The sequence below is a fragment of the Rhodococcus sp. WS3 genome (assembly GCF_003797085.1).
Classification (GTDB): domain Bacteria; phylum Actinomycetota; class Actinomycetes; order Mycobacteriales; family Mycobacteriaceae; genus Rhodococcus_F; species Rhodococcus_F globerula.
The window spans coordinates 776,073-799,460 of the sequence record NZ_RKMA01000001.1 but is presented as its reverse complement, the minus strand read 5'-3'; the positions used below and the strand labels follow the sequence as shown (position 1 = coordinate 799,460).

At 62.9% G+C, this 23,388-nt stretch carries 21 protein-coding genes and 3 pseudogenes; 12 read left to right on the top strand and 12 right to left on the bottom strand.

The genetic code is table 11. The features are described 5' to 3' along the window. Position 1: 1 nt before the first annotated feature. Complete coding sequence (locus EEB13_RS03620; RefSeq protein ID WP_141484638.1) at positions 2–994, bottom strand: C40 family peptidase; 993 nt, start codon at positions 992–994, stop codon at positions 2–4. Further along, positions 991–1,305 (bottom strand): hypothetical protein, encoded by a 315-nt coding sequence (locus tag EEB13_RS03615; RefSeq protein WP_095886609.1) that lies wholly within the window; start codon positions 1,303–1,305, stop codon positions 991–993. The genes EEB13_RS03620 and EEB13_RS03615 overlap by 4 nt, the downstream gene beginning before the upstream one ends. A gap of 82 nt (positions 1,306–1,387) precedes the next feature. On the opposite strand from EEB13_RS03615, the gene upp reads away from it, so the two are divergent. Next, the gene (gene upp, locus EEB13_RS03610) at positions 1,388–2,011 is read left to right on the top strand and encodes a uracil phosphoribosyltransferase (RefSeq protein ID WP_033231521.1); all 624 of its coding nucleotides are present in this window, start codon (positions 1,388–1,390) and stop codon (positions 2,009–2,011) included. 1 nt (position 2,012) lies between these two features. Here upp and EEB13_RS03605 read toward each other — a convergent pair whose 3' ends face one another. Further along, positions 2,013–3,458, bottom strand: coding sequence for a phospho-sugar mutase (locus tag EEB13_RS03605; protein ID WP_410055755.1), 1,446 nt, complete (start codon positions 3,456–3,458; stop codon positions 2,013–2,015). Positions 3,459–3,616: 158 nt separating this feature from the next. Then, a complete protein-coding gene (locus EEB13_RS03600) occupies positions 3,617–4,402 on the bottom strand; it encodes a purine-nucleoside phosphorylase (RefSeq protein ID WP_033231520.1) in 786 nt (261 codons plus the stop codon). A gap of 67 nt (positions 4,403–4,469) precedes the next feature. Here EEB13_RS03600 and EEB13_RS03595 point away from each other — a divergent pair, with 67 nt between their 5' ends. From EEB13_RS03595 to EEB13_RS03580, 4 genes are read left to right on the top strand one after another with little or no spacing between them, the layout of a single operon-like run. Next, positions 4,470–5,168 (top strand): enoyl-CoA hydratase-related protein, encoded by a 699-nt coding sequence (locus EEB13_RS03595; protein WP_033231264.1) that lies wholly within the window; start codon positions 4,470–4,472, stop codon positions 5,166–5,168. A gap of 12 nt (positions 5,169–5,180) precedes the next feature. Beyond that, positions 5,181–6,341 carry a M20 family metallopeptidase gene (locus EEB13_RS03590; RefSeq protein ID WP_045070690.1) on the top strand — a complete coding sequence of 387 codons (1,161 nt, stop codon included), beginning with the start codon at positions 5,181–5,183 and terminating at the stop codon, positions 6,339–6,341. Continuing rightward, on the top strand, positions 6,338–7,486 hold the full coding sequence (locus EEB13_RS03585; protein WP_045070687.1) for a M20 family metallopeptidase: 1,149 nt from the start codon (positions 6,338–6,340) through the stop codon (positions 7,484–7,486). The genes EEB13_RS03590 and EEB13_RS03585 overlap by 4 nt, the downstream gene beginning before the upstream one ends. Positions 7,487–7,541: 55 nt before the next feature. Then, positions 7,542–8,618 carry a hypothetical protein gene (locus tag EEB13_RS03580; protein WP_179300736.1) on the top strand — a complete coding sequence of 359 codons (1,077 nt, stop codon included), beginning with the start codon at positions 7,542–7,544 and terminating at the stop codon, positions 8,616–8,618. A gap of 14 nt (positions 8,619–8,632) precedes the next feature. Here the strand turns inward: EEB13_RS03580 and EEB13_RS03575 are convergent, their stop codons facing one another. Then, positions 8,633–9,103, bottom strand: a complete 471-nt coding sequence (locus EEB13_RS03575) for a gamma-glutamylcyclotransferase (RefSeq protein WP_033231261.1) — start codon at positions 9,101–9,103, stop codon at positions 8,633–8,635. A 178-nt stretch (positions 9,104–9,281) separates the two neighbouring features. Here EEB13_RS03575 and EEB13_RS03570 point away from each other — a divergent pair, with 178 nt between their 5' ends. Both EEB13_RS03570 and EEB13_RS03565 read left to right on the top strand, forming a co-directional pair. Further along, positions 9,282–10,685, top strand: coding sequence for an NAD(P)H-quinone dehydrogenase (locus tag EEB13_RS03570; protein ID WP_033231260.1), 1,404 nt, complete (start codon positions 9,282–9,284; stop codon positions 10,683–10,685). A gap of 184 nt (positions 10,686–10,869) precedes the next feature. After that, entirely contained in the window at positions 10,870–12,063 is a 1,194-nt protein-coding gene (locus tag EEB13_RS03565; protein ID WP_141484636.1) for a PLP-dependent aminotransferase family protein, read from the top strand. Here EEB13_RS03565 and EEB13_RS03560 read toward each other — a convergent pair. The 6 genes from EEB13_RS03560 to glpK all read right to left on the bottom strand — a co-directional run bounded on the left by EEB13_RS03560 (position 12,048) and on the right by glpK (position 17,583). Then, a complete protein-coding gene (locus EEB13_RS03560) occupies positions 12,048–12,653 on the bottom strand; it encodes a TetR/AcrR family transcriptional regulator (protein WP_187328488.1) in 606 nt (201 codons plus the stop codon). The genes EEB13_RS03565 and EEB13_RS03560 overlap by 16 nt on opposite strands. Positions 12,654–12,664: 11 nt before the next feature. Next, on the bottom strand, positions 12,665–13,435 hold the full coding sequence (locus EEB13_RS03555; protein WP_141484634.1) for a tyrosine-protein phosphatase: 771 nt from the start codon (positions 13,433–13,435) through the stop codon (positions 12,665–12,667). Positions 13,436–13,443: 8 nt separating this feature from the next. Then, positions 13,444–14,235 carry a phosphonate ABC transporter, permease protein PhnE gene (phnE, locus tag EEB13_RS03550; RefSeq protein ID WP_261984439.1) on the bottom strand — a complete coding sequence of 264 codons (792 nt, stop codon included), beginning with the start codon at positions 14,233–14,235 and terminating at the stop codon, positions 13,444–13,446. A gap of 19 nt (positions 14,236–14,254) precedes the next feature. Then, a complete protein-coding gene (gene phnC, locus EEB13_RS03545) occupies positions 14,255–15,055 on the bottom strand; it encodes a phosphonate ABC transporter ATP-binding protein (protein ID WP_141484632.1) in 801 nt (266 codons plus the stop codon). Further along, on the bottom strand, positions 15,052–15,939 hold the full coding sequence (gene phnD / locus EEB13_RS03540; protein ID WP_141484631.1) for a phosphate/phosphite/phosphonate ABC transporter substrate-binding protein: 888 nt from the start codon (positions 15,937–15,939) through the stop codon (positions 15,052–15,054). Before phnD ends, phnC begins: the two co-directional genes overlap by 4 nt. Before the next feature lie 153 nt (positions 15,940–16,092). Continuing rightward, complete coding sequence (glpK, locus tag EEB13_RS03535; RefSeq protein WP_141484630.1) at positions 16,093–17,583, bottom strand: glycerol kinase GlpK; 1,491 nt, start codon at positions 17,581–17,583, stop codon at positions 16,093–16,095. Between the two features lie 89 nt (positions 17,584–17,672). Here glpK and EEB13_RS03530 point away from each other — a divergent pair, with 89 nt between their 5' ends. The 5 genes and pseudogenes from EEB13_RS03530 to EEB13_RS32410 form a co-directional block, all read left to right on the top strand. Then, the gene (locus EEB13_RS03530) at positions 17,673–19,415 is read left to right on the top strand and encodes a glycerol-3-phosphate dehydrogenase/oxidase (RefSeq protein WP_033231254.1); all 1,743 of its coding nucleotides are present in this window, start codon (positions 17,673–17,675) and stop codon (positions 19,413–19,415) included. Between the two features lie 105 nt (positions 19,416–19,520). After that, positions 19,521–20,330 (top strand): annotated as a pseudogene (locus EEB13_RS03525) (DUF222 domain-containing protein); the annotation flags it as partial. Between the two features lie 60 nt (positions 20,331–20,390). Beyond that, positions 20,391–21,760: pseudogene (locus EEB13_RS03520) on the top strand (IS256 family transposase). Positions 21,761–22,591: 831 nt separating this feature from the next. Further along, on the top strand, positions 22,592–22,966 hold the full coding sequence (locus tag EEB13_RS32415; RefSeq protein ID WP_410055743.1) for a hypothetical protein: 375 nt from the start codon (positions 22,592–22,594) through the stop codon (positions 22,964–22,966). After that, a pseudogene (locus EEB13_RS32410) lies at positions 22,857–23,171 on the top strand (transposase); the annotation flags it as partial. The gene EEB13_RS32415 and the pseudogene EEB13_RS32410, both read left to right, overlap by 110 nt. Before the next feature lie 43 nt (positions 23,172–23,214). On the opposite strand, the gene EEB13_RS32405 reads toward EEB13_RS32410, so the two are convergent. Further along, positions 23,215–23,385 carry a hypothetical protein gene (locus EEB13_RS32405; RefSeq protein ID WP_410055742.1) on the bottom strand — a complete coding sequence of 57 codons (171 nt, stop codon included), beginning with the start codon at positions 23,383–23,385 and terminating at the stop codon, positions 23,215–23,217. Positions 23,386–23,388: the final 3 nt, after the last annotated feature.

Sequence of the window (23,388 nt, the reverse complement as noted above, 5' to 3'; positions counted from 1 at the left end):
TTCACTCTGTGGGTCGGTAGAAGCCGTGAAATCCCATGCCGATGTTGGATGTTCGGACAGGGCTGACGCTGACCGGGTCTCCGGCTTCGACCATCTGGCCGTTGCCGATCACCATGGCAACGTGGCCGTCCCAGACTGCGAGGTCGCCCGGCAGAAGTTCGGACTGATCGACGGGGCTGCCGATGCCTTGTTCCTGGGCAAGGCGCGGAATATCGACGCCCGCTTGTCCGTAGGCCCATTGCGTCAAACCACTGCAGTCGAGGCCAACTCCAGGTGAGGTGCCGCCCCATTCGTATGGCACTCCTTGCTGGGTGAGTGCATTGCGCACTGCTGCGGCGGCTTCGGCGTTGGGGGCGGTCGCAACAGAACCGTCGGGCAGGTCGATCTGCAATCCCGCCGCACCGCCGGTACTACCAGCACTGCCGGTGCTTGCAACAGAACCGGTTGACGATTCCGGATTCGTGGCCCCGGGCGCGGGATCCGGTAGCGGGACCGACGGCACCAGAGCGGACATCTTGTCGGTGGACCCGGAGAGATCGCCGCGCATTCTCTCGACGACGGATATTGCCTGCCCAAGATGCTCGAATGCAGCTGCAACGAGCATCAATTGGCCCGGCGGCGTCAGTAGGGCCGGACCGGCTTTGGCAGCGATCCCGAGAAACGACTGCAAGATGCCGTTCAGTTCGTTGATCCCGGCGGACACCGTCATGGTGGCCTCGTCGACAATTCCGGCGATGTCGGTGCCTTTACCGGTGAGTGTTCGAGTTGCCGCTTGGGTCTGTTCGGTCATTGTTGTCGCGGCGCGCATGCCCGCGGTGGATGTTCCGCCGCCGGACAGTTCCCCCAGTGCAGCGGTACCCAGTTGGTAGGCGATCTCCAGTACGTCCGACGCGATGCGGAGTCCGACTTCGGGTCCGTTCGAGTCGGTGACGCCAGAACCAAGGGTTGCCACCAGGTCGATGATCGGCCGGGCAAGGGCCTCGACGGGGATCATGTCCGCGCCGCTTCGACGATGGTGCTGCGAACCAACTCGTCTGTGCCCACGTACAGGTCGCGGGCACTGTGTGTGGCGGCTGCGGCACTGGACACAACGGTGGCAAGACGGCCGAGATCGTCGATGTGAGTCTGTTGGGCTTCGCCGGTGACTCGGACGAAGTCCTCCGCAATCAATCCCAGGACTGCGCCGAGCGCAGTGTGATCGTGACGGGCCGCGTCGGCCTGGGCGCGGGCCACGGTGTCGGCGACGACGGCCAAGCGTGAACCGAAGTCTGTGATGTCTTCTGTGTGAGCTAGAAAATTGTCCAACTACTCTTCCCCCCGTTGCGCTTACTCCTTTCTTGGACGCCGCCCGGGGCCGCTCGGTTCCCGAGGAACTATCCTCATGGTCATGCAAACGCACGTAGTCGACCATCCGCTGGCAGCGGCACTCCTGACGACAATGCGTGATGCACGCAGCGACAATGCGACATTCCGGTCGGCTCTGCGTCGGCTCACGCACATGCTCGTGTACGAGGCAATGCGCGACGCCGAGATCGAAGAGTTCCCCGTCGACACGCCGGTGGCAGCGACAACGGGAATTCGTCTGGCCAAGCCGCCGTTGCTGGTCCCGGTGCTGCGCGCCGGTCTGGGCATGGTCGAGCAGGCCAGTGCGTTGATCCCGTCGGCTGGTGTCGGCTTTGTGGGAATGGCGCGCGACGAGAAGACCCACGCGCCCGTTCCGTACCTCGAATCGCTCCCGGCTGATCTCTCCGGAATCCCGGTATTCGTACTCGATCCGATGCTGGCAACCGGTGGATCGATGGTTCACACGATCGACCTGCTCGTTGCGCGCGGAGCAACCGACGTGACAGCGGTGTGTGTTGTCGCGGCACCGCGTGGTGTCGACGCGCTTGCGGAGTCCGGCCACCCGGTTCGCCTGGTTCTGGCGAGCATCGACGACGGCTTGGACGAGAACGCTTTCATCGTGCCGGGCCTCGGCGACGCGGGCGATCGGCAGTTCGGACCGCGCTAGCCTACAAATTTTCTGCGAAGGCCCGGAGTTGTCTTGTCCGGGTCTTCGCTGCTGCCTGGGCGCCGGCGAGTTCGCTGCGGTTCGCTACCGGAATCACGACCTCGAGATAACACTTGAGCTTGGGCTCGGTGCCGGACGGGCGGACGACGATGCGCGTCGTCGCGCCGGTGAAGACCACCGCGTCGGTGCGCAGTGGCGAATCGACCGTCGCCAGATCCTCGAAAGCAGCCAGATCTTCGAAAGCAACTGCCTCGTCGCAGATTTCGTGCGGTGGATTGCTCCGAATGCGGTCCATGATGGTGGCGATGTCGGCAACGTCGTCGACTCTGCGGGAAACTTGGTCCCCGTGGTGATAGCCGAATTCGAGGGCGTAGTCGTCGAGCACATCCAGCACGGTTCGGTCGGTGTCGGCAAGAGTGGCAACCAGATCGGCGACCAGGACGGCGGCCGAGATTCCGTCCTTGTCTCGGACGGCGTCGGGGTCGACGGAGTGGCCGATCGCCTCTTCGTAGGCGTAGACAAGGCCGTCGCCCGCGCGGGTCAGCCACTTGAATCCGGTGAGGGTGCAGGCGAATCGAGCGCCGCGAGTGGGAGCCAGTTTCGAGAGCAGAGTAGACGACACGATGGTGGTCGCTACGAGGGAATTCGGCCGAGCCGCGGTGAGGACGTGGTCGGCGAGCAGCACGCCCGTCTCGTCTCCGCGAAGCATTCGCCACCTGTCGCCGTCACGTACCCCGACGGCGCAGCGGTCGGCGTCCGGATCGAGAGCGATCGCGAGATCGGCGTTCACCGTGTCGGCCAGCTCGAGAAGCGCATCGGTGGCACCGGGTTCTTCCGGATTGGGAAAGGCGACGGTCGGGAAATCGGGATCGGGATCGAATTGCCCGGAGACTACGTGGACGTCGGTGAAACCGGCGGCGTGCAACGCGGCCAATGCGGTATCTCCGCCCACGCCGTGTAGCGGTGTCAGTGCGATGCGAATGTTGCGGGCTTGCCCGTGTGGAAGCGTTGCGACGCGTCGTACGTAGTTTTCGATCACGGAGTTGCCCACCGGCGTCACCGGAGTTCTGGCAATGCTCGACGCGCCGCCGACCTTCGCGATCGCGCTTTCGATCTCGCGATCCGCCGGTGAGACCAGTTGGGATCCACCGTCGAGGTACACCTTGTAGCCGTTGTCCGCGGCGGGGTTGTGCGACGCGGTGATCTGGATTCCGGCGCTGGCGCCGAGTGCCCGAACGGCAAATGCGAGCACCGGTGTCGGTAGCGGGCGGGGGAGAAGAGTGACCTCGAATCCGGCGGCGGCCAGGACCTCGGCGCCGGCAGTGGCAAATGCTTCGGAACCATGGCGGGCGTCGCGGCCGACAACGATGTGAGAGCCGCTGTGGCCGTGCGCGTTCAGCCACGCTGCGAGTCCGGCGGTGGTGCGGATGACAACAGCTACGTTCATCCCGTTGGGGCCGCCTCGCACCGGTCCGCGCAACCCCGCTGTGCCGAATGTCAGTGGAGCGGAAAAACGTTCGGCCAGTTCATGTTCGGAGAGCGATTCGAGTTCGCGCCTGGTGGCCGGGTCGGGATCGGAGTTGATCCACTCCTGCGCCGCCAGGATCACAGTTCGCGGACCAGTTGGCGCAGCAGCGTTCCCACTCGGGTCGCGGACGCCTTGCCTGCCGCGAGTACTTCCTGATGATCGAGTGGTGCGCCGGTGATGCCCGCGGCAAGATTGGTGACCATCGAGATGCCCAACACCCGTGCGCCCAGAGCGCGAGCCGCGATGGTCTCGTGGACCGTCGACATACCCACGAGATCGGCGCCGAGGGTGCGCAGCATCCGGATTTCGGCAGGCGTTTCGTAATGGGGCCCGGGTAGCCCGGCGTATACGCCTTCGGTGAGTTCGGGGTCGATGGAGCGAGCGAGTGCTCGAAGTTCGGGGGAGTACGCGTCGACGAGGTCGACGAACTCCGCGCCCACCAACGGCGAGCGGGCTGTCAGGTTGAGGTGGTCACTGATCAGGACCGGCTGACCGACGGCGTAGTCCTCGCGGATGCCGCCGGCGGCATTGGTGAGGATCACGGTGTCCGCGCCCGCTGCGATGGCGGTGCGAACGGGATGGACCACGGAGCTGAGTTCATGGCCTTCATACGCGTGGGTGCGTCCGAGAAGCAGCAGAACCTGGGTATCGCCGACGGTGACTGTTCGGATCCTTCCGGCGTGGCCGAGAGCCGACGGCGGAGCGAAGCCAGGTAGGTCGGCCATCGACACCTCGGCGGTGGGCTCACCGAACTGGTCGGCAGCGTCGGTCCACCCTGAACCGAGGACTACGGCGACGGAGGGCGGCGCGCTTCCGGTCATGGCGGACAGAGCGGCAGCGGCGGCTTCGGCGATCGTTCCCATGTGCATTACCTTACTGACGAGTCGGGTCGGTTCGTCGGATGACCTACCGGCCATTACGCTGCCCTTCATGCCTTATCTCGAACGCGACGGCGACGTATTCATCCTGTACCTCGGAAACGAGGGTGAAACTGACAACGAGAACCGTTTCACCCCTGATTGGATCGACTCGGTGCACAGCGCACTCGACGAGGTCGAAGCGCACGAGGGGCCGGCTGCCCTGGTTACAACGGCGACGGGCAAGTTCTACACGAACGGCCTGGACACCACGTGGATCTTTGCCAACATCGACGGTCTTCCCGGGTACCTCGACAAGGTACACACGCTGTACACCCGCTTGCTGACATTCCCGATGGCGACGGTCGCGGCGATCGGTGGCCACGCCTTCGGAGCGGGCGCGATGCTCGCGACGTCGCACGACTTCCAGATCATGCGCGCCGACCGCGGTTTCTACTGCCTGCCAGAGGTGAGCCTGAACATGCCGTTCACCGTTGGCATGTCGGCCCTGCTGAACAGCAGACTCCCCAAGCAAGCGGCCGTGGAGGCAATGACCACCGGGCGCCGATTCGGTGGCGCCGACGCACTGTCTGCCGGAATTGTCCAGGAAACCGTCGAGGGTGATTCGGTGCTCGCGACCGCGGTGGCCAAGGCCGCTGCGCTCACCGCGACACACGGACCGAACCTGGCCGGAATCAAGGCCGGGATTCATCGAGACCTGTTGGTTGATCTTGGACGGGTGACTGACAAGAGCAACTTCTCGTTCGGGTGAGACAATGATTCGGTGAATCATGAAGTCGACGGCGTAGTCAGGTCTGTGGAGACCGATCTGATTGCGCTGTCGCATTCGATTCACGGTGATCCGGAGCTTGCATTCGAGGAATTCCGCAGCAGCGCCAAGGTGTCCGAACTGCTGGAGCAGCACGGCTTCGCGATCACTCGCGGTGTGGTCGATCTACCAACGGCGTTCGATGCGACGTACGGCAGCGGAGAGCTGGTCATCGCGATCTGCGCCGAGTACGACGCTCTTCCGGACATCGGCCACGCCTGTGGGCACAACATCATCGCTGCGGCGGCGGTGGGCGCCGGTATCGCCTTGGCGTCTGTGGCGGACCAACTCGGCATCACCGTTCGGGTGATCGGAACTCCGGCCGAGGAAACCGGTGGCGGCAAAGTGCTGATGCTCGAGCGCGGGGCGTTCGACGGCGTCGGCGCCGCGATGATGGTTCACCCTGGCCCGATCGACATCATCGGTGCGACGTCGCTGGCCTTGGCCGATATCGCCGTCAGCTACCACGGACGGGAGGCTCACGCGTCCGCCGCACCGGAGTTCGGACTCAATGCCGCCGACGCGGCAACCCTGGCTCAGGTGGCAGTGGGGTTGTTGCGCCAGCACCTGCTCCCCGGTCAGCAGATTCACGGCATCGTCAGTGACGGTGGAACCGCCCCCAACATCGTGCCGGCGCGTTCGGAGCTGTTGTATTACTTGCGGGCGGAGACCGCAGCGTCGTTGGCCAATCTGTCGGAGCGGTCGAATGCCTGTTTTGCAGCCGGCGCTCTTGGCACCGGTTGCACTCACGAGATCCGCACCGTATCGCCGACCTACACCGAATTGACGCCTGATCCGTGGCTCGCTGACGTGTACCGCGAACAGATCCTGGACCTGGGCCGGGTGCCGTTGGCACCTGAATGGGAGCGTTCTCGTCCGCTCGGAAGTACCGACATGGGTAATGTCACCAACGTGATTCCTGGAATTCATCCTGTGATCGGTTTGGATTCAGCTGGGGCAGTGACACATCAGCCGGAGTTCGCTGCTGCGTGTGTCACGGAATCTGCTGATCGCGCCGTTGTAGACGGCGCAATAGCCTTGGCTCGCACTGCTGTCCGGGTAGCGTCCGATCCTTCGGAACGCGCCCGTCTGTTGGAAGGAGTAGATCGCCGGTGAACGCGGCAATCGATACTTGGATTCACGCGCATACCGACGATCTGGTCGCGTGGCGACGGCACATTCACGCCAACCCCGAATTGGCGCGCCATGAATACGCGACAACGGAATTTGTCGCGACGCGGCTCATCGAAGCTGGACTTTCACCGAAGGTGCTTCCCGGCGGCACGGGGTTGACGTGCGATATCGGTCCGGACGGACCCCGCATTGCCCTGCGCGCCGACATGGATGCACTGCCGATGCAGGAGGCGACGGGTGCGACGTACTCGTCCACGGTCCCTGGTGTTTCCCACGCTTGTGGGCACGACGCGCACACCACGATCCTGTTGGGCGTTGGTGTGGCCTTGGCGTCGTTGCCGGAACTTCCGGTCGGAGTTCGGTTGATCTTCCAGCCTGCCGAAGAAGTGATGCCGGGCGGTGCGCTCGACGTCATCGCGGCCGGTGCACTCGACGGTGTTTCGAGAATCTTTGCTCTGCATTGTGATCCGCGCCTGGAAGCGGGTCAGGTCGGTGTGAGACTCGGTGCGATCACGTCCGCAGCCGATACCGTCGAAGTGGTTCTGGATTCGCCGGGAGGCCATACGTCGCGGCCTCACCTGACAACCGATCTCATCTACGCGCTCGGAACTGTTGTCACCGGATTGCCCGGAATGCTCAGCCGCCGTATCGATCCGCGCACCGGCACCGTCATGGTGTGGGGCGCGGTCAGCGCCGGTCAAGCGCCCAACGCGATCCCACAGACCGGCATGATGACGGGCACGGTCCGAACGGGCGATCACGAAACGTGGGAACTGCTCGAACCTCTTGTGGAGGAGATCGTGCACGGACTGCTCGCACCGACAGGTGTCCGCTACCAACTGAACTACCGCCGCGGTGTCCCGCCCGTCGTCAATGACGAGATCTCGACGCGTATGTTCGAGGACGCCATCGCCAGCGTCGGGCAGGATGCCTTGGCAGACACACCACAATCCGGTGGTGGAGAAGACTTTTCGTGGTACCTCGAGACCGTCCCTGGCGCTATGGCCAGGTTGGGTGTGTGGTCCGGCGAAGGTGAACAACTCGATATCCATCAACCCACATTCGATCTCGACGAGCGCGCGCTCGGTGTGGGCGTGAAAGTTCTCACAAGCCTCGTTCTCGGTTAGTTCCGGTTCCCGTCGGGGGCACCGTTTTTCGTAAGGTTCGAGTGAAGGTACGGGCATGTCCATAGGTGTGGGAGTGCGAATCGGCACAGTGGTGTCGACGGCAGTGGTCGCGTCGAACGATCCAGGTTCGGCTGATCCGGTGGTAATCGTTCGCGATACGGTTCTCAATCAGCGCAAGGACGGCACCACCGTGCTCGGCGGCGAGTCGGAGTTGGGCGGCGGCCGCGAGTTCACAGAAAGCTGGACGGGCTTTGTCGCCCGCGTCGGCGATCCGAGCGGTGTTGCCGGAACCGCTGATACCCGTTATCGCGCTGAAGATTTGGTGGCAACGTCCATCCGCTGCCTGCTACAGGAATGCGAGCCGCTGCCCGATCGTGGGGGTAAGGACGGCGGCGCGCCCGACATCGTGGCGACGTACCCGTCACGCTGGGATTCCTCGACGGCGGCGATCCTGCGCGATTCACTGGTCTACGCGGGCCTCGAACGGGTCACCTTGGTATCGGACGCCGAAGCCGTGTCGGCGTGGTTCGAATCGGAAATCGCCGCGCTGGCCGGAACGCTCATCGGGATCTATCACGTCGACGACACCGGAGCCGCTGTCACCCTGGTGCGTTCGGGTGTTGCCGCGGGCCGCGCATTCGGATTCGCCGGCGACGGCAGCTCTCCGAGTTCACGAATTGCAACGGCGCTCGGCGCCTTCGGATGGATGCCGGAAAACCTCGACGCCGTTGTCGTGACCGGCGACGGTGACATGGCGGGCGACAAGGCGGCGATGACGGCCATTGCCGTTGGGGTCGCCGAAAAGCTCAATGTCCGTTGTGAACTCGGACCTGGTCCGGAACAGTCGGCAGCGCTCGGTGCAGCAATTCTTGCAGCCGGTTTCACGTCGACGTCGCACAAGATCGTGCCGATCGGACTGCCGCCGTCACATGACGTCACCGAAGTATTCGACAACGTCCCGAAGGTTGCCGTGTCGGCCGAAGGGGCACAGGTGGCTACTGCGGAGGCGGAACCTACGTCGGTGGCGGAGACCGAGACCGGCAAGTCCGGCTCCACGCGCATCGTGATCACAGTTGCCGCCGTAGCGGCGATCATCGCGCTCGCGGTGCTGGCCTACTTCTTGCTGCTCTAGTCGGTCAATCTGGATTAGTCGGTCAAACCGTTTCCGGGACCCACGTTCCGGCTGTTTCGCGTCCGCAGTTCCCGGACGTAGTCGGCCGGAGCACCCGCGATCTCGGCTGCGTCGGCCATCACACCGATGTAGCGAGCGGACGGAAGACCACCTTCGTAGGCGTCCATGACATACAGCCAGGCCAGAACGGCGCCGTCCGTAGTGTCGACACGTACCCGGATCTTGCGGTGCAGTCCGAGCTCGGCGCCTTCCCAGCGGTCGAGGCTCACCTCGTCCTCTTCCGGTACGTCGTAGAGGACTACGAAAACGCTGGAATCCGGGTCCTCCACCACAGTGGCGAGAGCGCCTTCCCAGCCGAGGTCTTCGCCGCTGAAGGTCAGGCGCCAGCCACGCAACCATCCAGTTCCCGACATGGGGGAGTGTGGGCAGCGCAACAGCATCTGCTCGGGGTGCATGTTGGAACCGTACGCAGCATAAATCGACACGGGCGCAAGCCTAAACGGTGGTGTGAGGGTGACGCGAAGCGGACCACCGGACGCTAGTAATCTGGTACAAGCACTGCGCGACCTCGATCGCTGCAATAGCGTGACCAACGCGTGCTGTACATGAGGTATATGGACTGGCGGGAGACCCCTGCCGGTCGCCTGACGACTTGGAGGACATATGACCCGGATCGTGATCATCGGCGGCGGACCTGCCGGATATGAGGCAGCGCTGGTTGCTGCCCAGCACGGCGCAACCGTCACCCTGGTCGATTCGGACGGCGTCGGCGGCGCGTGTGTCCTGTTCGACTGTGTGCCGTCGAAGACGTTCATCGCGTCGACCGGAATCCGCACCGACATGCGTCGCGCATCCGATTTGGGAATCACGCTCGATCCCGAGCAGGCGTCGGTGTCGCTCCCCAAGATTCACGCCCGTGTGAAGGCGCTTGCGCTGTCCCAGTCCTCGGACATTCGCGCTCGACTGCAGACGGTTGGTGTCGAGGTCCTCTCCGGCACCGCAGAACTGACGGACCAGGAACTCGGATTGGCGACACACCAGGTGCGGGCGACCCTCGCCGACGGTGAGGAGCGCACCATCGCTGCCGACGTAGTCCTTATTGCGACCGGCGCCAGCCCCCGCATCATCCCGGGCGCGGAGCCGGACGGTGAGCGCATCATGACGTGGCGTCAGCTCTACGACTTGGAAGAGCTGCCCTCGCACCTCGTTGTTGTCGGTTCTGGTGTGACCGGTGCCGAGTTCGTGTCCGCGTACACCGAGATGGGCGTCAAGGTGACGCTGGTGTCCAGCCGTGACCGAGTGCTCCCGGGCGAGGATGCCGACGCGGCACTCGTGCTCGAAGACGCGTTGGCCGAGCGCGGCGTGATCCTGGTCAAGCACGCGCGCGCCGATGCCGTCGAGCGCACCGAGGACGGGATCATCGTCAAGCTTTCCGACGGCCGCACGGTCGAGGGCAGCCATGCCCTCATGACAGTCGGCTCGGTTCCCAACACCGACGGACTCGGTCTCGACAAGGTCGGCATCGAGCTCGACAAGGGCGGCTACCTGCGCGTCGACCGCGTCTCCCGCACCGCGGTGTCGGGTATCTACGCTGCCGGTGACTGCACTGGCCTGCTCCCGCTCGCATCCGTGGCCGCCATGCAGGGCCGCATCGCGATGTACCACGCACTCGGTGAAGGCGTGAGCCCCATCAAGTTGAAGACGGTGGCGTCGGCGGTGTTCACACGTCCCGAGATCGCAACGGTGGGTGTGACGCAGGCTGCAATCGACAACGGTGAAGTTCCGGCTCGTACCGTCATGCTGCCGCTCAACACCAACCCGCGCGCCAAGATGTCCGGACTGCGTCGCGGCTTCGTGAAGATCTTCTGCCGTCCCGCAACGGGTGTCGTGATCGGCGGAGTTGTGGTCGCGCCCAATGGATCCGAGTTGATCCTGCCGCTCGCGATGGCCGTGCAGAACAACCTGAGCGTCAACGACCTGGCCCAGACGTTCTCGGTGTACCCGTCGCTGACCGGTTCGATCACCGAGGCGGCGCGTCAGCTCATGCGTCACGACGACCTCGACTGATTTTCCGTAATGCGGTTTCCCGAAATCTGAGAATTGGATTTCACATATTGGCGTGATGGTGGGATAGTCGTGGTACCGGTCGAATCATGGATCGGTACCACGGCGCTCTCCCCGCCCCGTAGACCCCTCGGCGGCTCAGGGTGTTTTTCCTCTGATCTTTCTTTTTGCGTGCCTGGGAGTTTCTATGAAACACGCCGCGCTGTCTGCTCGTATGGGTGGGCTCCGTAGTTCTGCAATCCGTGACCTGCTCACCCTGACTGCTCGCCCTGACGTGATCAGTTTGGCCGGCGGCTTGCCGGATCCGAATTTTATTCCACGAGAGCGCATTTCGCAGGCAGCTGCCGACGCTCTCGGTGATGCGTCGTCCGTTCAGTACGGTGAGACCTCGGGGTTGCGACACCTTCGTGAGGTCATTGCGGCCCGCGAATCCGTCAAGATCGGCCGCACACTCGAATCGTCCGACGTGGTGGTCACTCATGGTTCCCAACAGGGCCTGAGTTTGCTGGCTCAGGTATTGCTCGACGCCGGTGACAACGTTGTCGTGGAAGATCCGGCGTATACCGGCGCACTGCAGGTCTTTCGGACCGCGCAGGCAAGCCTGGCCGCCGTCCCGGTCGACGCGGACGGCATGGATACCGTAGTTCTCGAAGCGAAGCTTGCGGGTGGACTACGTCCGAAAGTTGTTCATACCGTGAGTAACTTTCACAATCCGCGCGGGTCCGTTCTTTCGCTCGAACGTCGCGCACACCTCGCGAAACTTGCCGATACGTACGGCTTCTGGATACTCGAGGACGACCCGTACGGGGAACTGTATTTCGACGGTCCGCCGCCGCTTCCGGTCGCAGCATTGTCGGACAGGGTGATTCGGCTGTCCAGTGCGTCCAAGGTGCTGGCTCCTGCCCTGCGTGTCGGCTGGCTGCACGGTGACCGGCGCGTGTGCGAAGCGGTCGAATTGATCAAACAGGGTGCAGATCTGTGCGGGTCGTCGCTCACTCAACAGATTGCGGCCGACTTGTTCTCGGACACCGCGTGGTTCGACGCTCATCTGGACAAGTTGCGGGCGTCCTACGGCAACCGCGCGAAGACTCTTGTCAGTGCCTTGGAGGCCGGCTTCGGCGACAGCGCACGATTCTCGCCCGTGCGCGGCGGCATGTTCTGTTGGATGGAGAGCCTTGAACCCGTAGACACTGCGGCGGTTCTCGATGTTGCCGTCGAGCATGGTGTTGCCTTTGTGCCCGGTGCCGCATTCGGCTTCGACGCAGACCTGAGCCTATCGGCCCGACTGTGTTTTGCGACGTATCCGGAAACAGTGCTGGAAGACGCCGCACGGAAACTGTGCGACGCCTTCCGTGATGCTTCCGCTCAGTCTCGGGGTTGAACTCCGCGCCACAGCAATTCGATTGCGGTACGGACCCGATCGTCGGCCCCGTCGGCCGTGGACGGTCCGCGGACGACAAACTGGTAGTAGGACATTCCCACGATCAGGTCGATCAGGACATCCGTGTCCACCGAGGAGTCCAAGGTGCCTGCGGCCTGCGCTTCGGACATTGCTTCCGTCAGGTGAACGCGGCGCCGTGAGACGTGTTGCTGCCAGCTGGCTTCGCGGACCTTGTCGTTCTGCAATCCGAGAACGATACGTTTACGAACCAGGTCACCGGACGCGCCGGTCACGTCGACCATGCCGACCGCAAAGGAATTGGCAAGGTCGACGCGGAGATCGCCGGTGAAGGTTGTCTTCACCTCGGATCGGACGCTGTCGAGCGCTGCCGCCAGGAGTTCCTCGCGGCTCGACCATCGTCGATAGATTGCGGCGCGCGAAATTCCGGACCGAGTGGTGATGGCGGCGATCGTCACCTCGTCAGCGCTGGGGAATTCCGTCAACAATTCGATGGTGGCGGTAAGGACTGCTTCTTCGACGGCGGTATCGCGGGGGCGACCGGGTCCGCGCGGTGTTTCCGGTGTTGTCACGTTCTCGAGTGTCACCGTGTTGCAAGCATTTTCGTGCGCAAGAGCTCGACCAGTTCCTGGCTGAGTCCGGCCGCACGCAACGGCGCCAGAACGTCCCCGTGGCGCCGCACGAGTGTGTGCTGCATGACGGTCATGGAGGTACGTTCGGCGCCCATCATGGCGCCACTGGGCATGCTGTCCGCATCGAAGTCGAACGGTAGGAAGCCGCCCATGATCATCTGGACCCGCGCATGCAGTCGGGGTAGTTCAACTGCGGTGCGAGCGTAGTCGTCTGCGATGGCGGCGGCGTCCGCGCCGACTGCACTGAGCAGTGCCGCTGCAAACACCCCCGTGCGGTCCTTGCCTGCGGCGCAGTGGAATACGGTTCCGCCGGGGCTCAGGGCGAGGACGGTCAGACCTGTCGCGAGTTGAGGTGCCGCGGATTCCAGAAGGTCCGCATACCACTGGCCGACGTGATCGGGAGTGGTTACCTGTGGCAGCGCCTGATTCATGGCGGCGGGAGCGGCGACCTCGGCGACGAGTGGAATGTGGTGATAGGCGATAGCGTGAGCAGCGAGTGGGCCGCGCCCGGTGTATGCCGCTTCGCCAGGGGACCGTAGATCGATCACCGTGCGGATTCCCCTGTTCCACAGTGAATCGGCGTATTCCGTCGACAGGTGTGAGACGTCGTCGCTGCGGAAGGCGACAGATTCGCGAATGCATCCGCTTGCCACTGGCACCGCGGCAAGATCGCGCAGGTTCACCGGGTCGAGCAGTTCGGGGGACGAGAGTACGTCGGTCATGGTTTTTCTCAGCTCAGTCGGGCGCGGATCATCGCGCTGATTCGGTCGATGACGGTGACGAGCACGATGATGCTCAGGATGATGGTGCTCAGGTGCCCGTGGTCGTACATGCGCATGGCCGTGGTGAGTTCCAAACCGATACCGCCGGCACCGACGAGACCGAGAATTGTTGCACCGCGGACATTTCCCTCGAAGAGGAGCAGGGTGTAGCTGACAAGCAGGGGTGCTGCTTGCGGCAGAACTCCGTAGGCGATGATCTGCCGTTTGTCGGCTCCCGCGGAACTCAAGGCATCGAGTGGACCTTGATCGACCGATTCCATTGCCTCGGCGTAGATCTTGCTGATCGAGCCGAGGGAGCCGACCACGATGGCAAGCACACCGGCAAACGGGCCGAGACCCACAGCGGAGACGAACATCAGGGCGTAAATGAGTTCGGGGATCGAGCGCAAGACGTTCAGGATCGCCCGGGATATGCCGTAGAGCCACTTCGGGGCGATGTTCGATGCCGCGCCGAAACTGAGGATCAGTGACAGCACCGCGCCTACCAGCGTTCCGACAATCGCCATCTGGAGCGTTTCGATCAGCAGGGTGACGATGACGTCGAACTTGTCGAAGGTCGGCGGGAACAGTCGCGAGACAAAATCAACCATGTTGGGTACACCGGAAACCAGGCGCGCGGGGTCGGCGTCTGCGCCGGCAAACGACCACGCGAGGACCACTGCAATGACGATCAGACCGACCCCGCTGCGAGGGGAGGGCAGACGCCACGGTTTGGCGAGGCGTTCGGCTTCCTTCGACATAGCCTGCGACTGTCCGCGCTTACTGCTCGACGATGTCTGCATGTTCACCATAGATCGTGCTCACCGCCTCTTCGTTGAGTTCTTCTGCACGGCTGTTGAATACGGTGCGTCCGTCCCGCAAGCCGATGACGCGATCGGTGTACTTTCTCGCGAGGCCGACGACGTGAAGGCTGACGATCACCGGAACCTGACGTTCGCGGGCAATCTCCCTCAGCAAGGTGAGGATGGTTCCGGCAAGTCGTGGATCGAGGGAGGCGACGGGTTCGTCGGCGAGGATCAGTTTCGGGTGTTGCATCAGAGTGCGCGCGATCGCTACCCGTTGTTGCTCACCACCGCTGAGTGTCCGGCTCTGCTGAGATGCTTTGCCTTCCAATCCGACTCGGCGCAATAGTTCGAGAGCCTCGACGCGTTGGGTGCGTCCGAATCCGCCGATCAGGTTGACCGCACCGGCGTCGTACAGACCGCCGGTCAAGACGTTGGTCAGGGCGCTCAGTCGCGGCACCAGATTGAAGTGCTGAAAGACGTAGCCGACATCCGAACGCAGAGAACGTAAGTCGGAACCGTTCTGCTGCGCGACGTCTCGGCCGGCAACTGTCAATTCGTCGGCGGTGAAGTCGGTAAGGCGGGTCAGTGTCTTCATCAATGTCGATTTGCCGGATCCCGAGTGGCCGAGCAAACCGACCACTTCACCGGGGTGAACGGTGAGGTCGACGCCGTCGAGGGCGATGTTGTCGCCGAACGTGACTCGGATGTTGCGTCCGGTGACCACCGGCGGCGAAACTATGGACGAGCGCGGCGGGCGAATTACCGGCGCTGTCATCGGATGTTGTCCAGGTCGACTCCGGCGGCTTCCGCGATCGTGACCAACGGTTCGTACACCGAGAAGTCGGGATCGGCGGTGTACGTGCCGCCAACGCCCAGGATCTTCGATGCTTCGGGATTCGCCGAGAGCATTGCCGGGAGATTGTCCTTGATCGCGTCACGAGTCTCGGAATCGAGGCCGCTGCGGGCGACAAATGAAACACCAACCGGGATGGGTGCGCTTTGGCCGACGATCCGGACGTCGTCGGCGGTGAACATGCCACCGGCTATGAACGACGTGTAGAGCTGGCGCGCGGTACAGGCAACGTCGACGTTCCCGTTCATCAAAGCGAGAACCGCAGAGTCGTGCCCGCCGGCAAAGGTGCTCTTGTAGTCGGTTCCGTCGGTGAGGCCCGCCTCGGCCATCATTGCCTTCGGCATGAAGTAGCCAGTGGTCGATCCCGGATCGACAAAGGCGACCTGATGTCCCTTGATGTCGGTGACGGATTGAATTGTGCTGTCGGACTTGGCCAGACAGTACGACGCTGGATCGGGTGCCCCGTTCCAGGCGAGGATGGGCTCGACGCTTCCCGTCTTGAATGCGAGGGCGGCCGAGAAAGGGCTGAGGACGGCGACGTCGACAAATCCGTTCCGAACAGCCTCTACGACGCCGAGGTAGTCCGCCGGCGACTCGTGTTTGACGGTTTTGCCGGTCGCGGTTCCCATCATGTCGGCGACGTCGGTCATGATGGCGAGCTCTTTGACGTCATCGGTGCCGGGAGGCGTGGCAAAAATGATCTGATTCGAATCCGCAGACGAGGCTTCGGATTCGGTGGAGCACGAGGACAGGGCGAGTGAAGCGACGGCAGTCAACGCGACGGCGATACCGACTCGAGCACGCATGATGGACCTTCCGAAAAGGCGGGGGAGTTTGACGCCTGTTACGAAACCATCGGTGTCTGTATCGGAATTACGAGAACGCTGTACTCGTAATTGCGCGCAGGTGAACAGTTGGAGCGGCTTTCGGTGGGGCGCGCGGCGCCCCACCGAACTCGACTAATCGGACCAGTTGTACGTGCGTTCGACGGCCTTGTTCCACTCCGCGTACAGGCGGGCGCGCTCGGACTCTTCCATGTCGGGCTCCCACGTCTTGCCGACGGCCCAATTGCGGCGGATGTCGTCGGTATCGGACCAGTAGCCGACGGCCAAACCGGCAGCGTAGGCAGCGCCCAACGCGGTCGTCTCGTTGACAACGGGACGGATGACCGGCACTCCGAGAATGTCGGACTGGAACTGCATCAGGGTCTCGTTGACAACCATGCCTCCGTCGACCTTGAGGGCGGAGAGTTCGACGCCGGAATCGGCGCGCATGGCGTCGATGACCTCACGGGTTTGATACGCGGTGGCTTCGAGTGCTGCCCGGGCCAGATGACCCTTGTTCACGAAGCGGGTCAGTCCGACGATGACGCCGCGAGCATCGGGACGCCAGCGCGGCGCGAAGAGACCGGAGAAGGCAGGGACGATGTAGGCGCCGCCGTTGTCGTCGACGGTGGCAGCGAGGGCCTCGATGTCCTTGGCATTCTGAATGATCCCGAGGTTGTCACGCAGCCACTGGACCAGTGATCCCGATACGGCAACAGAACCTTCCAGGGCATAGACAGCCGGGGCGTCGCCCAGTTTGTAGCAGAGAGTGGTCAGGAGGCCGTGCTTGCTGTGGACCGGAGTGGTACCGGTATTGAGGAGAAGGAAGTTGCCGGTGCCGTAGGTGTTTTTTGCTTCACCCACCGACAGACAGGCCTGACCGAACGTGGCTGCTTGCTGGTCTCCGAGAATGCCCGCGACCGGAACGCCGGCCAGGTTGCCCCGAGGTCGACCCTTGCCGTAGATCTCGGAAGAACTGCGGATTTCCGGAAGTATCGACATCGGAATACCGAAATCCGCGCAGATGGACTCGTCCCACTGCAAAGTCTCCAGATCCATCAGCATTGTGCGTGACGCATTGGTGACATCTGTCACGTGCTGCCCCTCAGTGAGGTGCCACAAAATCCACGTGTCGATGGTGCCGAAGCACAATTCGCCGGCTTCTGCCTTCGCGCGCGCCCCGTCGACGTTGTCGAGAATCCACCGGATTTTCGGGCCCGAGAAATACGTCGACAACGGCAACCCGGTCTGGGCGCGGTACTTTTCCGGCCCGGCGTCGCCACCGAGTTCCTGGCACAGCTGATCGGTGCGCGTGTCCTGCCAGACAATGGCGTTGTAGACAGGTTTGCCGGTCTTTCGCTCCCAGACCACCGTTGTCTCACGTTGATTCGTGATTCCGACGGCCGCGATGTCCGCGCGGGTGAGGTCGGCTTTGGCAAGTGCACCTGCCACCACTTCGCGGGTGTTCATCCACAGCGCCACCGGATCGTGTTCGACCCAGCCGGCTTGCGGGAAGATCTGTTCGTGTTCCTTCTGGGCAACGCTGACAACAGCGCCGTCGTGGTCGAAGATCATGCATCGGCTCGACGTGGTGCCTTGGTCGATGGCGGCGATGTACTGGTTCACATGTCTCCTTGGTTCGTGCGCTGTCGCAGTATGAGCATGAAGCTACTAGCCTGGATGCGAATTCGTCGTCGACTTACAGGAGATACGGGTTGAGTAAGCAGCAGGGTGTGCAGTTTCTCGGCCCACAGCAGCGAGAAGCTGCCTGGGAGCAGCTTCAGAGTGAACAGTTCGACGTTATCGTCGTGGGTGGCGGCGTCGTGGGTGTCGGCACAGCGCTCGACGCCGCAACGCGTGGACTCAAAGTCGCGTTGGTCGAGGCTCGTGACTACGCGTCTGGCACGTCTTCCCGATCATCGAAGATGTTCCACGGCGGTCTGCGCTATCTGGAACAGCTGGAATTCGGGTTGGTCCGTGAGGCATTACGCGAGCGTGAGCTCTCTCTGACGACACTGGCGCCGCACCTGGTCAAGCCGCTCAAGTTTCTGTTCCCGCTGGCTCACCGCGTCTGGGAACGCCCGTACATGGCAGCCGGAATCTTCCTGTACGACCGGATGGGCGGGGCCAAATCGGTGCCCTCGCAGAAGCACCTGACGCGAGCCGGGGCACTGCGTATGTCGCCGAGCCTCAAGCGCAGTTCGCTGACCGGCGGAATCCAGTACTACGACACAGTGGTCGACGACGCCCGTCACACCATGACCGTCGCGCGGACGGCGGCGCATTACGGCGCTGTGGTCCGGACGTCGACGCAGGTTGTCGGCTTCCTACGCGAAGCAGATCGAGTGTCGGGTGTCCGTGTTCGTGACTGTGAAGACGGACGGACCGCCGAGGTCAAGGGACACGTCGTCATCAACGCGACGGGCGTGTGGACCGACGAGATCCAAGCACTGTCGCGTCAGCGTGGCAGGTTCCGGGTTCGGGCGTCGAAGGGCGTGCACATCGTCGTTCCTCGTGACCGCATCGTCAGTGAAGCGGCGATCATCCTGCGCACCGAAAAATCTGTGCTGTTCGTGATTCCGTGGGGCAACCACTGGATCATCGGAACTACGGACACGGATTGGAATCTCGACCTCGCGCACCCAGCCGCAACCAAGGCCGATATCGACTACATTCTCGGACACGTAAACTCGGTGCTCGTGACGCCTTTGACGCACGCCGACATCGACGGTGTGTACGCCGGCCTTCGTCCGCTGCTGGCCGGCGAGAGCGACGAGACGTCGAAACTGTCGCGTGAGCATGCCGTTGCCCGGGTTGCTCCGGGCCTCGTTGCCATTGCGGGCGGAAAGTACACCACGTACCGCGTCATGGCGGAGGATGCGGTTGACGTTGCGTCCGAGGACATTCCGGCGCGAGTTGCGTCGTCGATCACCGAGAAGGTGCCGCTCGTGGGCGCCGACGGATACTTTGCGTTGGTCAATCAGACCATGCAGTTGGGTGAGACGTACGGTCTGCATCCGTACCGCGTCAAGCATCTCCTCGACCGGTACGGTTCCTTGATCACCGAAGTGTTGGAATTAGGTCGCACGACTCCGGAGTTGTTGCAGCCCATCACCGATGCGCCCGATTACCTTCAGGTTGAGGCAGTGTATGCCGCGGCCGCAGAAGGGGCACTGCATCTGGACGACATCTTGGCGCGGCGCACGCGCATTGCGATCGAGTACCCGCACCGCGGCGTCAACTGCGCCCAGCAAGTCGCGGAACTTGTTGCCCCCGTGCTGGGTTGGGATGCCGAGGCCGTCGATCGCGAGGTTGACACCTACCGTGCTCGGGTCAAGGCTGAAGTGGAATCACAGGCTCAACCCGACGATGAAGCAGCGGACGCACTGCGGGCAGCGGCACCGGAGTCGCGGGTGGAAATCCTCGAGCCGGTAGTCGAGGTGGCCGACCGCGTGTAGTTGTTTAACTGCGCGTGGTTCGTGGGCATTTTCCACAGATCGGACTTTTCCGACTGATTTCGAGGAGTGCTCGAATTCGAACAGGATTTCGATTATGGTTGGGGAATGTTCGATTCGGGGGTGGGGAGTTTCGGTATCTCAGCGCAGCTGAGTGGTACCGAAACTGATTGCGCCCTGGTTGATTTGATGGCCCAGTTGCATTCGTGTGAAGCGATCTTGGTCGAGCGGAAACTGGCGGTGGTGGCGGAGTTCTTCACCCGTCGTAGTGCCGAGCATGTCGAGGGTGGCACGTGGACGTCGTCGGCGCACGAGTTGGCCGAATCCGAGGTCGGCGCGGTCTTGACGATGGGCCGTGCTGCGGCCGGGAAGCTCATCGGTTTGGGTTTTGCTTTGAAGACGCGGTTGCATCGCACTCGTGTGGCGATGGCCCGCGGTGAACTCGATTTCTACCGGGTGGGGTTGATCGAGTCGGCGACTGCGAATGTCGGTGACGAGTTGATCGACGAGGTCGAACGCTTGTTGCTCGAGCAGGTGTTGGCTCCACCGGTGGACGGTGGGACGGGGTTGACGGGTCGGCGGTTGACGGCGGCGATCGACCGGATCGTCGCCCGGGTCGATCCGGAAGGCATGCGGGAACGACGACGCCGCGCCCTCGCGGATCGGTTCGTGGGGGTCAGTGCCGCCGAAGACGGCATGGCTCGCATCCTGGGCAGCATCCCGGCGGAGCAAGCCCGCGCGTTCGACGGCAGGTTGCGGGAGTTGGCGATGTCGGTGTGCCGCCACGATTCCCGTACGTATGAGCAGCGGCGCGCGGATGCGTTGGGCGCTTTGGTGAGCGGTTCGACGGTGTTGGTGTGCGACTGCGACCGCAGAGATTGCCCGCAGGACCGTAGCGGTTTGGTGATCATGCGCCGGCGAGGGTGTCAGATAATTTGTGTAAGAGCGATCTGACACGAATGGAGCATCATCGTGACTATGGCTGTTGACAACAATCATGCCCCCAACGGCAACCTGGAACCGCGAAGCGAACTCAGCGACTTCGAAGCACTGAAAGCCTCCGGTGCACTCGACGAGATCCTCGCCAAAATCGACGCCGGTCAAGTGCAGATCACCGGCGAAGGCGGCTTTCTGCAGGAAATGGTCAAAGCAGTACTCGAGCGGGGACTGCAGACCGAACTGTCTGCACACCTCGGATACAACAAGGCGACCCTGCTGGACGATCACTTCCTAACGCACGCAACGGATCCAGCATGAAAACGGTGTCAAGTGAAGTCGGCGACGTTCCGTTAGAGATCCCCCGTGATCGAGACGGATCATTCACCCCGACACTCGTCCCCAAGGGCGCCAGACGGGTCGGAGGCCTCGACGACATGATCGTCTCCCTCTACGCCGGCGGCATGACGATCCGCGACATCGAACACCATCTGGCCACGACGATCGGCACGGAAATCTCCCGTGAAACGATTTCCAAGATCACCGATTCGGTGCTCGAGGAAGTGCTCGAATGGCAACGCAGACCACTCGACCCGATCTATCCGATCCTCTATCTGGACGCTCTCGTCGTCAAGATCCGATCCGGCCAGCAAGTCGTCAATCGTGCCGCGCACATCGCCGTCGGCGTGGACGTCGACGGAATTAAACACGTTCTGGGCATCTGGGTCCAAGAACGCGAAGGCGCGAAGTTCTGGGCCGGAATCTGCGCCGAACTTGCCAACCGTGGCGTCAAGGACATTCTCATCGCCTGCACCGACGGCCTGACCGGCTTCGGGGACGCCATCGAAGCGACGTGGCCGCACACCGTCGTTCAGACGTGCACCGTGCACCTGATCCGGGCGTCGATGCGGTTCGTCTCCTACGGTGACCGCAAAGCCGTGGCTGCGGCGCTGAAGTCGATCTACACCGCACCGACCGTTGACGCCGCCGAGGCCTCGCTGGCACAGTTCAAGGACTCGGAGTTGGGCCACAAGTACCCGACCGCGGTTCGCACCTGGGAGAGCGCCTGGGAACGGTTCATCCCGTTCCTTTCCTTTCCGCCGACAATTCGCAAGATCGTCTACACCACGAACGCGATCGAATCGCTGAACTACCAACTTCGCAAGATCATCAAGAACCGTGGCCATTTCCCGAATGATCAAGCAGCAGTGAAACTTCTATGGCTCGCGATCTGCAATATCGAAGACAAACGTGCCCGCGAACGAGACCGATTGCGCACCGATCGGCTCGCGCCACGCAACTCCAAACACGTCAACCGCCTCGTCGAAGGTGCGCATACCAACGGCTGGAAACAAGCCCTCGGCGCACTCGCCATCAGTTACCCAGACCGCCTCGACCCGTACATCACATAGACGAACATGAATCTCTTACACAAAAATCTTGACAGGCTCTGGTCATCATTCGCCGGCCACTCGTGCATGTGGTGATACACGATTCCGCACTGCATGCAGGGTCGGATGAACCCGCTCATCTCGACGGGTATGGGGTGATCAGTGCCGAGCATGCCCGCGACATCGCAAAAGACGCTGCGATAAAAGAAGTGCGCGTACCCGCAGATCCCGAACCGACACCTGTGCCTGCGTCGGCATCGGTGTACCGCCCTGGCGCGGCACTCGACACCTGGCTGCGGGTCAGCGCGGGCAGCTGCCAATGGCCGCACTGCGATGTCCCGGCCTGGAACTGCGACCTCGACCACACAGTTCCGTTCAACCATGCGGACCCCACACAGGGCGGCAAGACGGTTGCGTCGAATCTGAGTGCGTTCTGCCGCAACCATCACCGCCTCAAGCACTCCGGACGTTGGCAGCTCCACCCGAACCCGGACCGCAGCATCACCCTGACCTCGCAGACCGGTCATTGCTACCGCACCAGAGCTGCCGGACTACTCGCCGGGATGCAGGAACCACCGCCACCGGAAGGCGGCAAACCGCGACGCACACGACTCGAGAACAAAGCTGCCCGCATCCGAGGTGAGCGGAAGCTCCGGCGTGTCAAGATTTCAGCACCGCACAGCAAAACACGCCGATCGCAAACGCCGGCAAACGTTCCCGATCTCCACACCCCGAAAGCGCGTGCCCCACAAAACCGTCGACTACGGCGACGACCCACTGCCATTGGGACTGTCTCTAGATCGGTGTTTCGGCCCGACTTGCTGAGTGAATGCTCGGCGAGGAGGTGCCGAGATGACGACACTGGAAGATGTGACGAAGAAGAGGGCCGAACCGCCGTCGGCGGAAGCGGCCGCGGCCGCGGAGTTGGTCAGGTTGGCGAAGGAGCAAGGCCTGTCGCTGACCGGGCCGGACGGACTGCTCAAACAGTTCACCAAATCCGTCCTGGAAACCGCGCTGAACGAAGAGATGTTCCCCGAGGACTTCGTCCAGGGGAGGCCCCTACTCGCACCTCGGGCACGACAAAAACCAAGCCCCGCCGGAACGGGAATCGACGAATATTCGCAACGGGACTCGGTCGAAGACGGTGTTGACCGAGGCGGCCGGGCATGTTCCGATCGAGGTCCCCCGCGATCGGGAAGGGACGTTCGAACCGCAGATCGCCCGTGAAACGCCAACGGCGTCTCAACGGGGTCGACGAGATCGTGTTGTCGTTGTACGCCAAAGGATTAACCACCGGTGAGATCTCCGCTCATTTCGCCGAAATCTTCCCCCGCAAGTGGGAGGGCCCCCAGGCGCCTCGGTCTCGAAAGAGACCATCTCGCGGATCACGGACAAGGTGCAGGAGGAAATGCAGGACTGGGCTGCCCGACCGCTCGACGAGGTATACGCTGCGATTTTCGTCGATGCGATCGTCGTCAAAGTCCGTCGGCGGTCAGGTCGCAAACCGGCCGATCTTCCCCCGCAAGCGGGAGGGACCCCCAGCCGCGATCGGTGTCAGCCTCGACGGACACTGCGACGTGCTCGGATTGTGGGCCGGCACCGGCGGTGAGGGCGCCAAATTCTTCGATGAGCGTGCTGACAGACATCCG

What these genes read in the sequence shown, in the direction of transcription:
- upp (WP_033231521.1), top strand. Translation starts at nt 1,388, where the DNA reads ATGCAAACGCACGTAGTCGACCATCCGCTGGCAGCGGCACTCCTGACG.
- EEB13_RS03570 (WP_033231260.1), top strand. Translation starts at nt 9,282, where the DNA reads ATGACCCGGATCGTGATCATCGGCGGCGGACCTGCCGGATATGAGGCA.
- EEB13_RS03580 (WP_179300736.1), top strand. Translation starts at nt 7,542, where the DNA reads ATGTCCATAGGTGTGGGAGTGCGAATCGGCACAGTGGTGTCGACGGCA.
- EEB13_RS03565 (WP_141484636.1), top strand. Translation starts at nt 10,870, where the DNA reads ATGAAACACGCCGCGCTGTCTGCTCGTATGGGTGGGCTCCGTAGTTCT.
- EEB13_RS03620 (WP_141484638.1), bottom strand. Translation starts at nt 994, where the DNA reads ATGATCCCCGTCGAGGCCCTTGCCCGGCCGATCATCGACCTGGTGGCA.
- phnD (WP_141484631.1), bottom strand. Translation starts at nt 15,939, where the DNA reads ATGCGTGCTCGAGTCGGTATCGCCGTCGCGTTGACTGCCGTCGCTTCA.
- EEB13_RS32415 (WP_410055743.1), top strand. Translation starts at nt 22,592, where the DNA reads ATGACGACACTGGAAGATGTGACGAAGAAGAGGGCCGAACCGCCGTCG.
- phnC (WP_141484632.1), bottom strand. Translation starts at nt 15,055, where the DNA reads ATGACAGCGCCGGTAATTCGCCCGCCGCGCTCGTCCATAGTTTCGCCG.
- phnE (WP_261984439.1), bottom strand. Translation starts at nt 14,235, where the DNA reads ATGTCGAAGGAAGCCGAACGCCTCGCCAAACCGTGGCGTCTGCCCTCC.
- EEB13_RS03605 (WP_410055755.1), bottom strand. Translation starts at nt 3,458, where the DNA reads ATGAACGTAGCTGTTGTCATCCGCACCACCGCCGGACTCGCAGCGTGG.
- EEB13_RS03595 (WP_033231264.1), top strand. Translation starts at nt 4,470, where the DNA reads ATGCCTTATCTCGAACGCGACGGCGACGTATTCATCCTGTACCTCGGA.
- EEB13_RS32405 (WP_410055742.1), bottom strand. Translation starts at nt 23,385, where the DNA reads ATGTCTGTCAGCACGCTCATCGAAGAATTTGGCGCCCTCACCGCCGGT.
- EEB13_RS03600 (WP_033231520.1), bottom strand. Translation starts at nt 4,402, where the DNA reads ATGGGAACGATCGCCGAAGCCGCCGCTGCCGCTCTGTCCGCCATGACC.
- EEB13_RS03555 (WP_141484634.1), bottom strand. Translation starts at nt 13,435, where the DNA reads ATGACCGACGTACTCTCGTCCCCCGAACTGCTCGACCCGGTGAACCTG.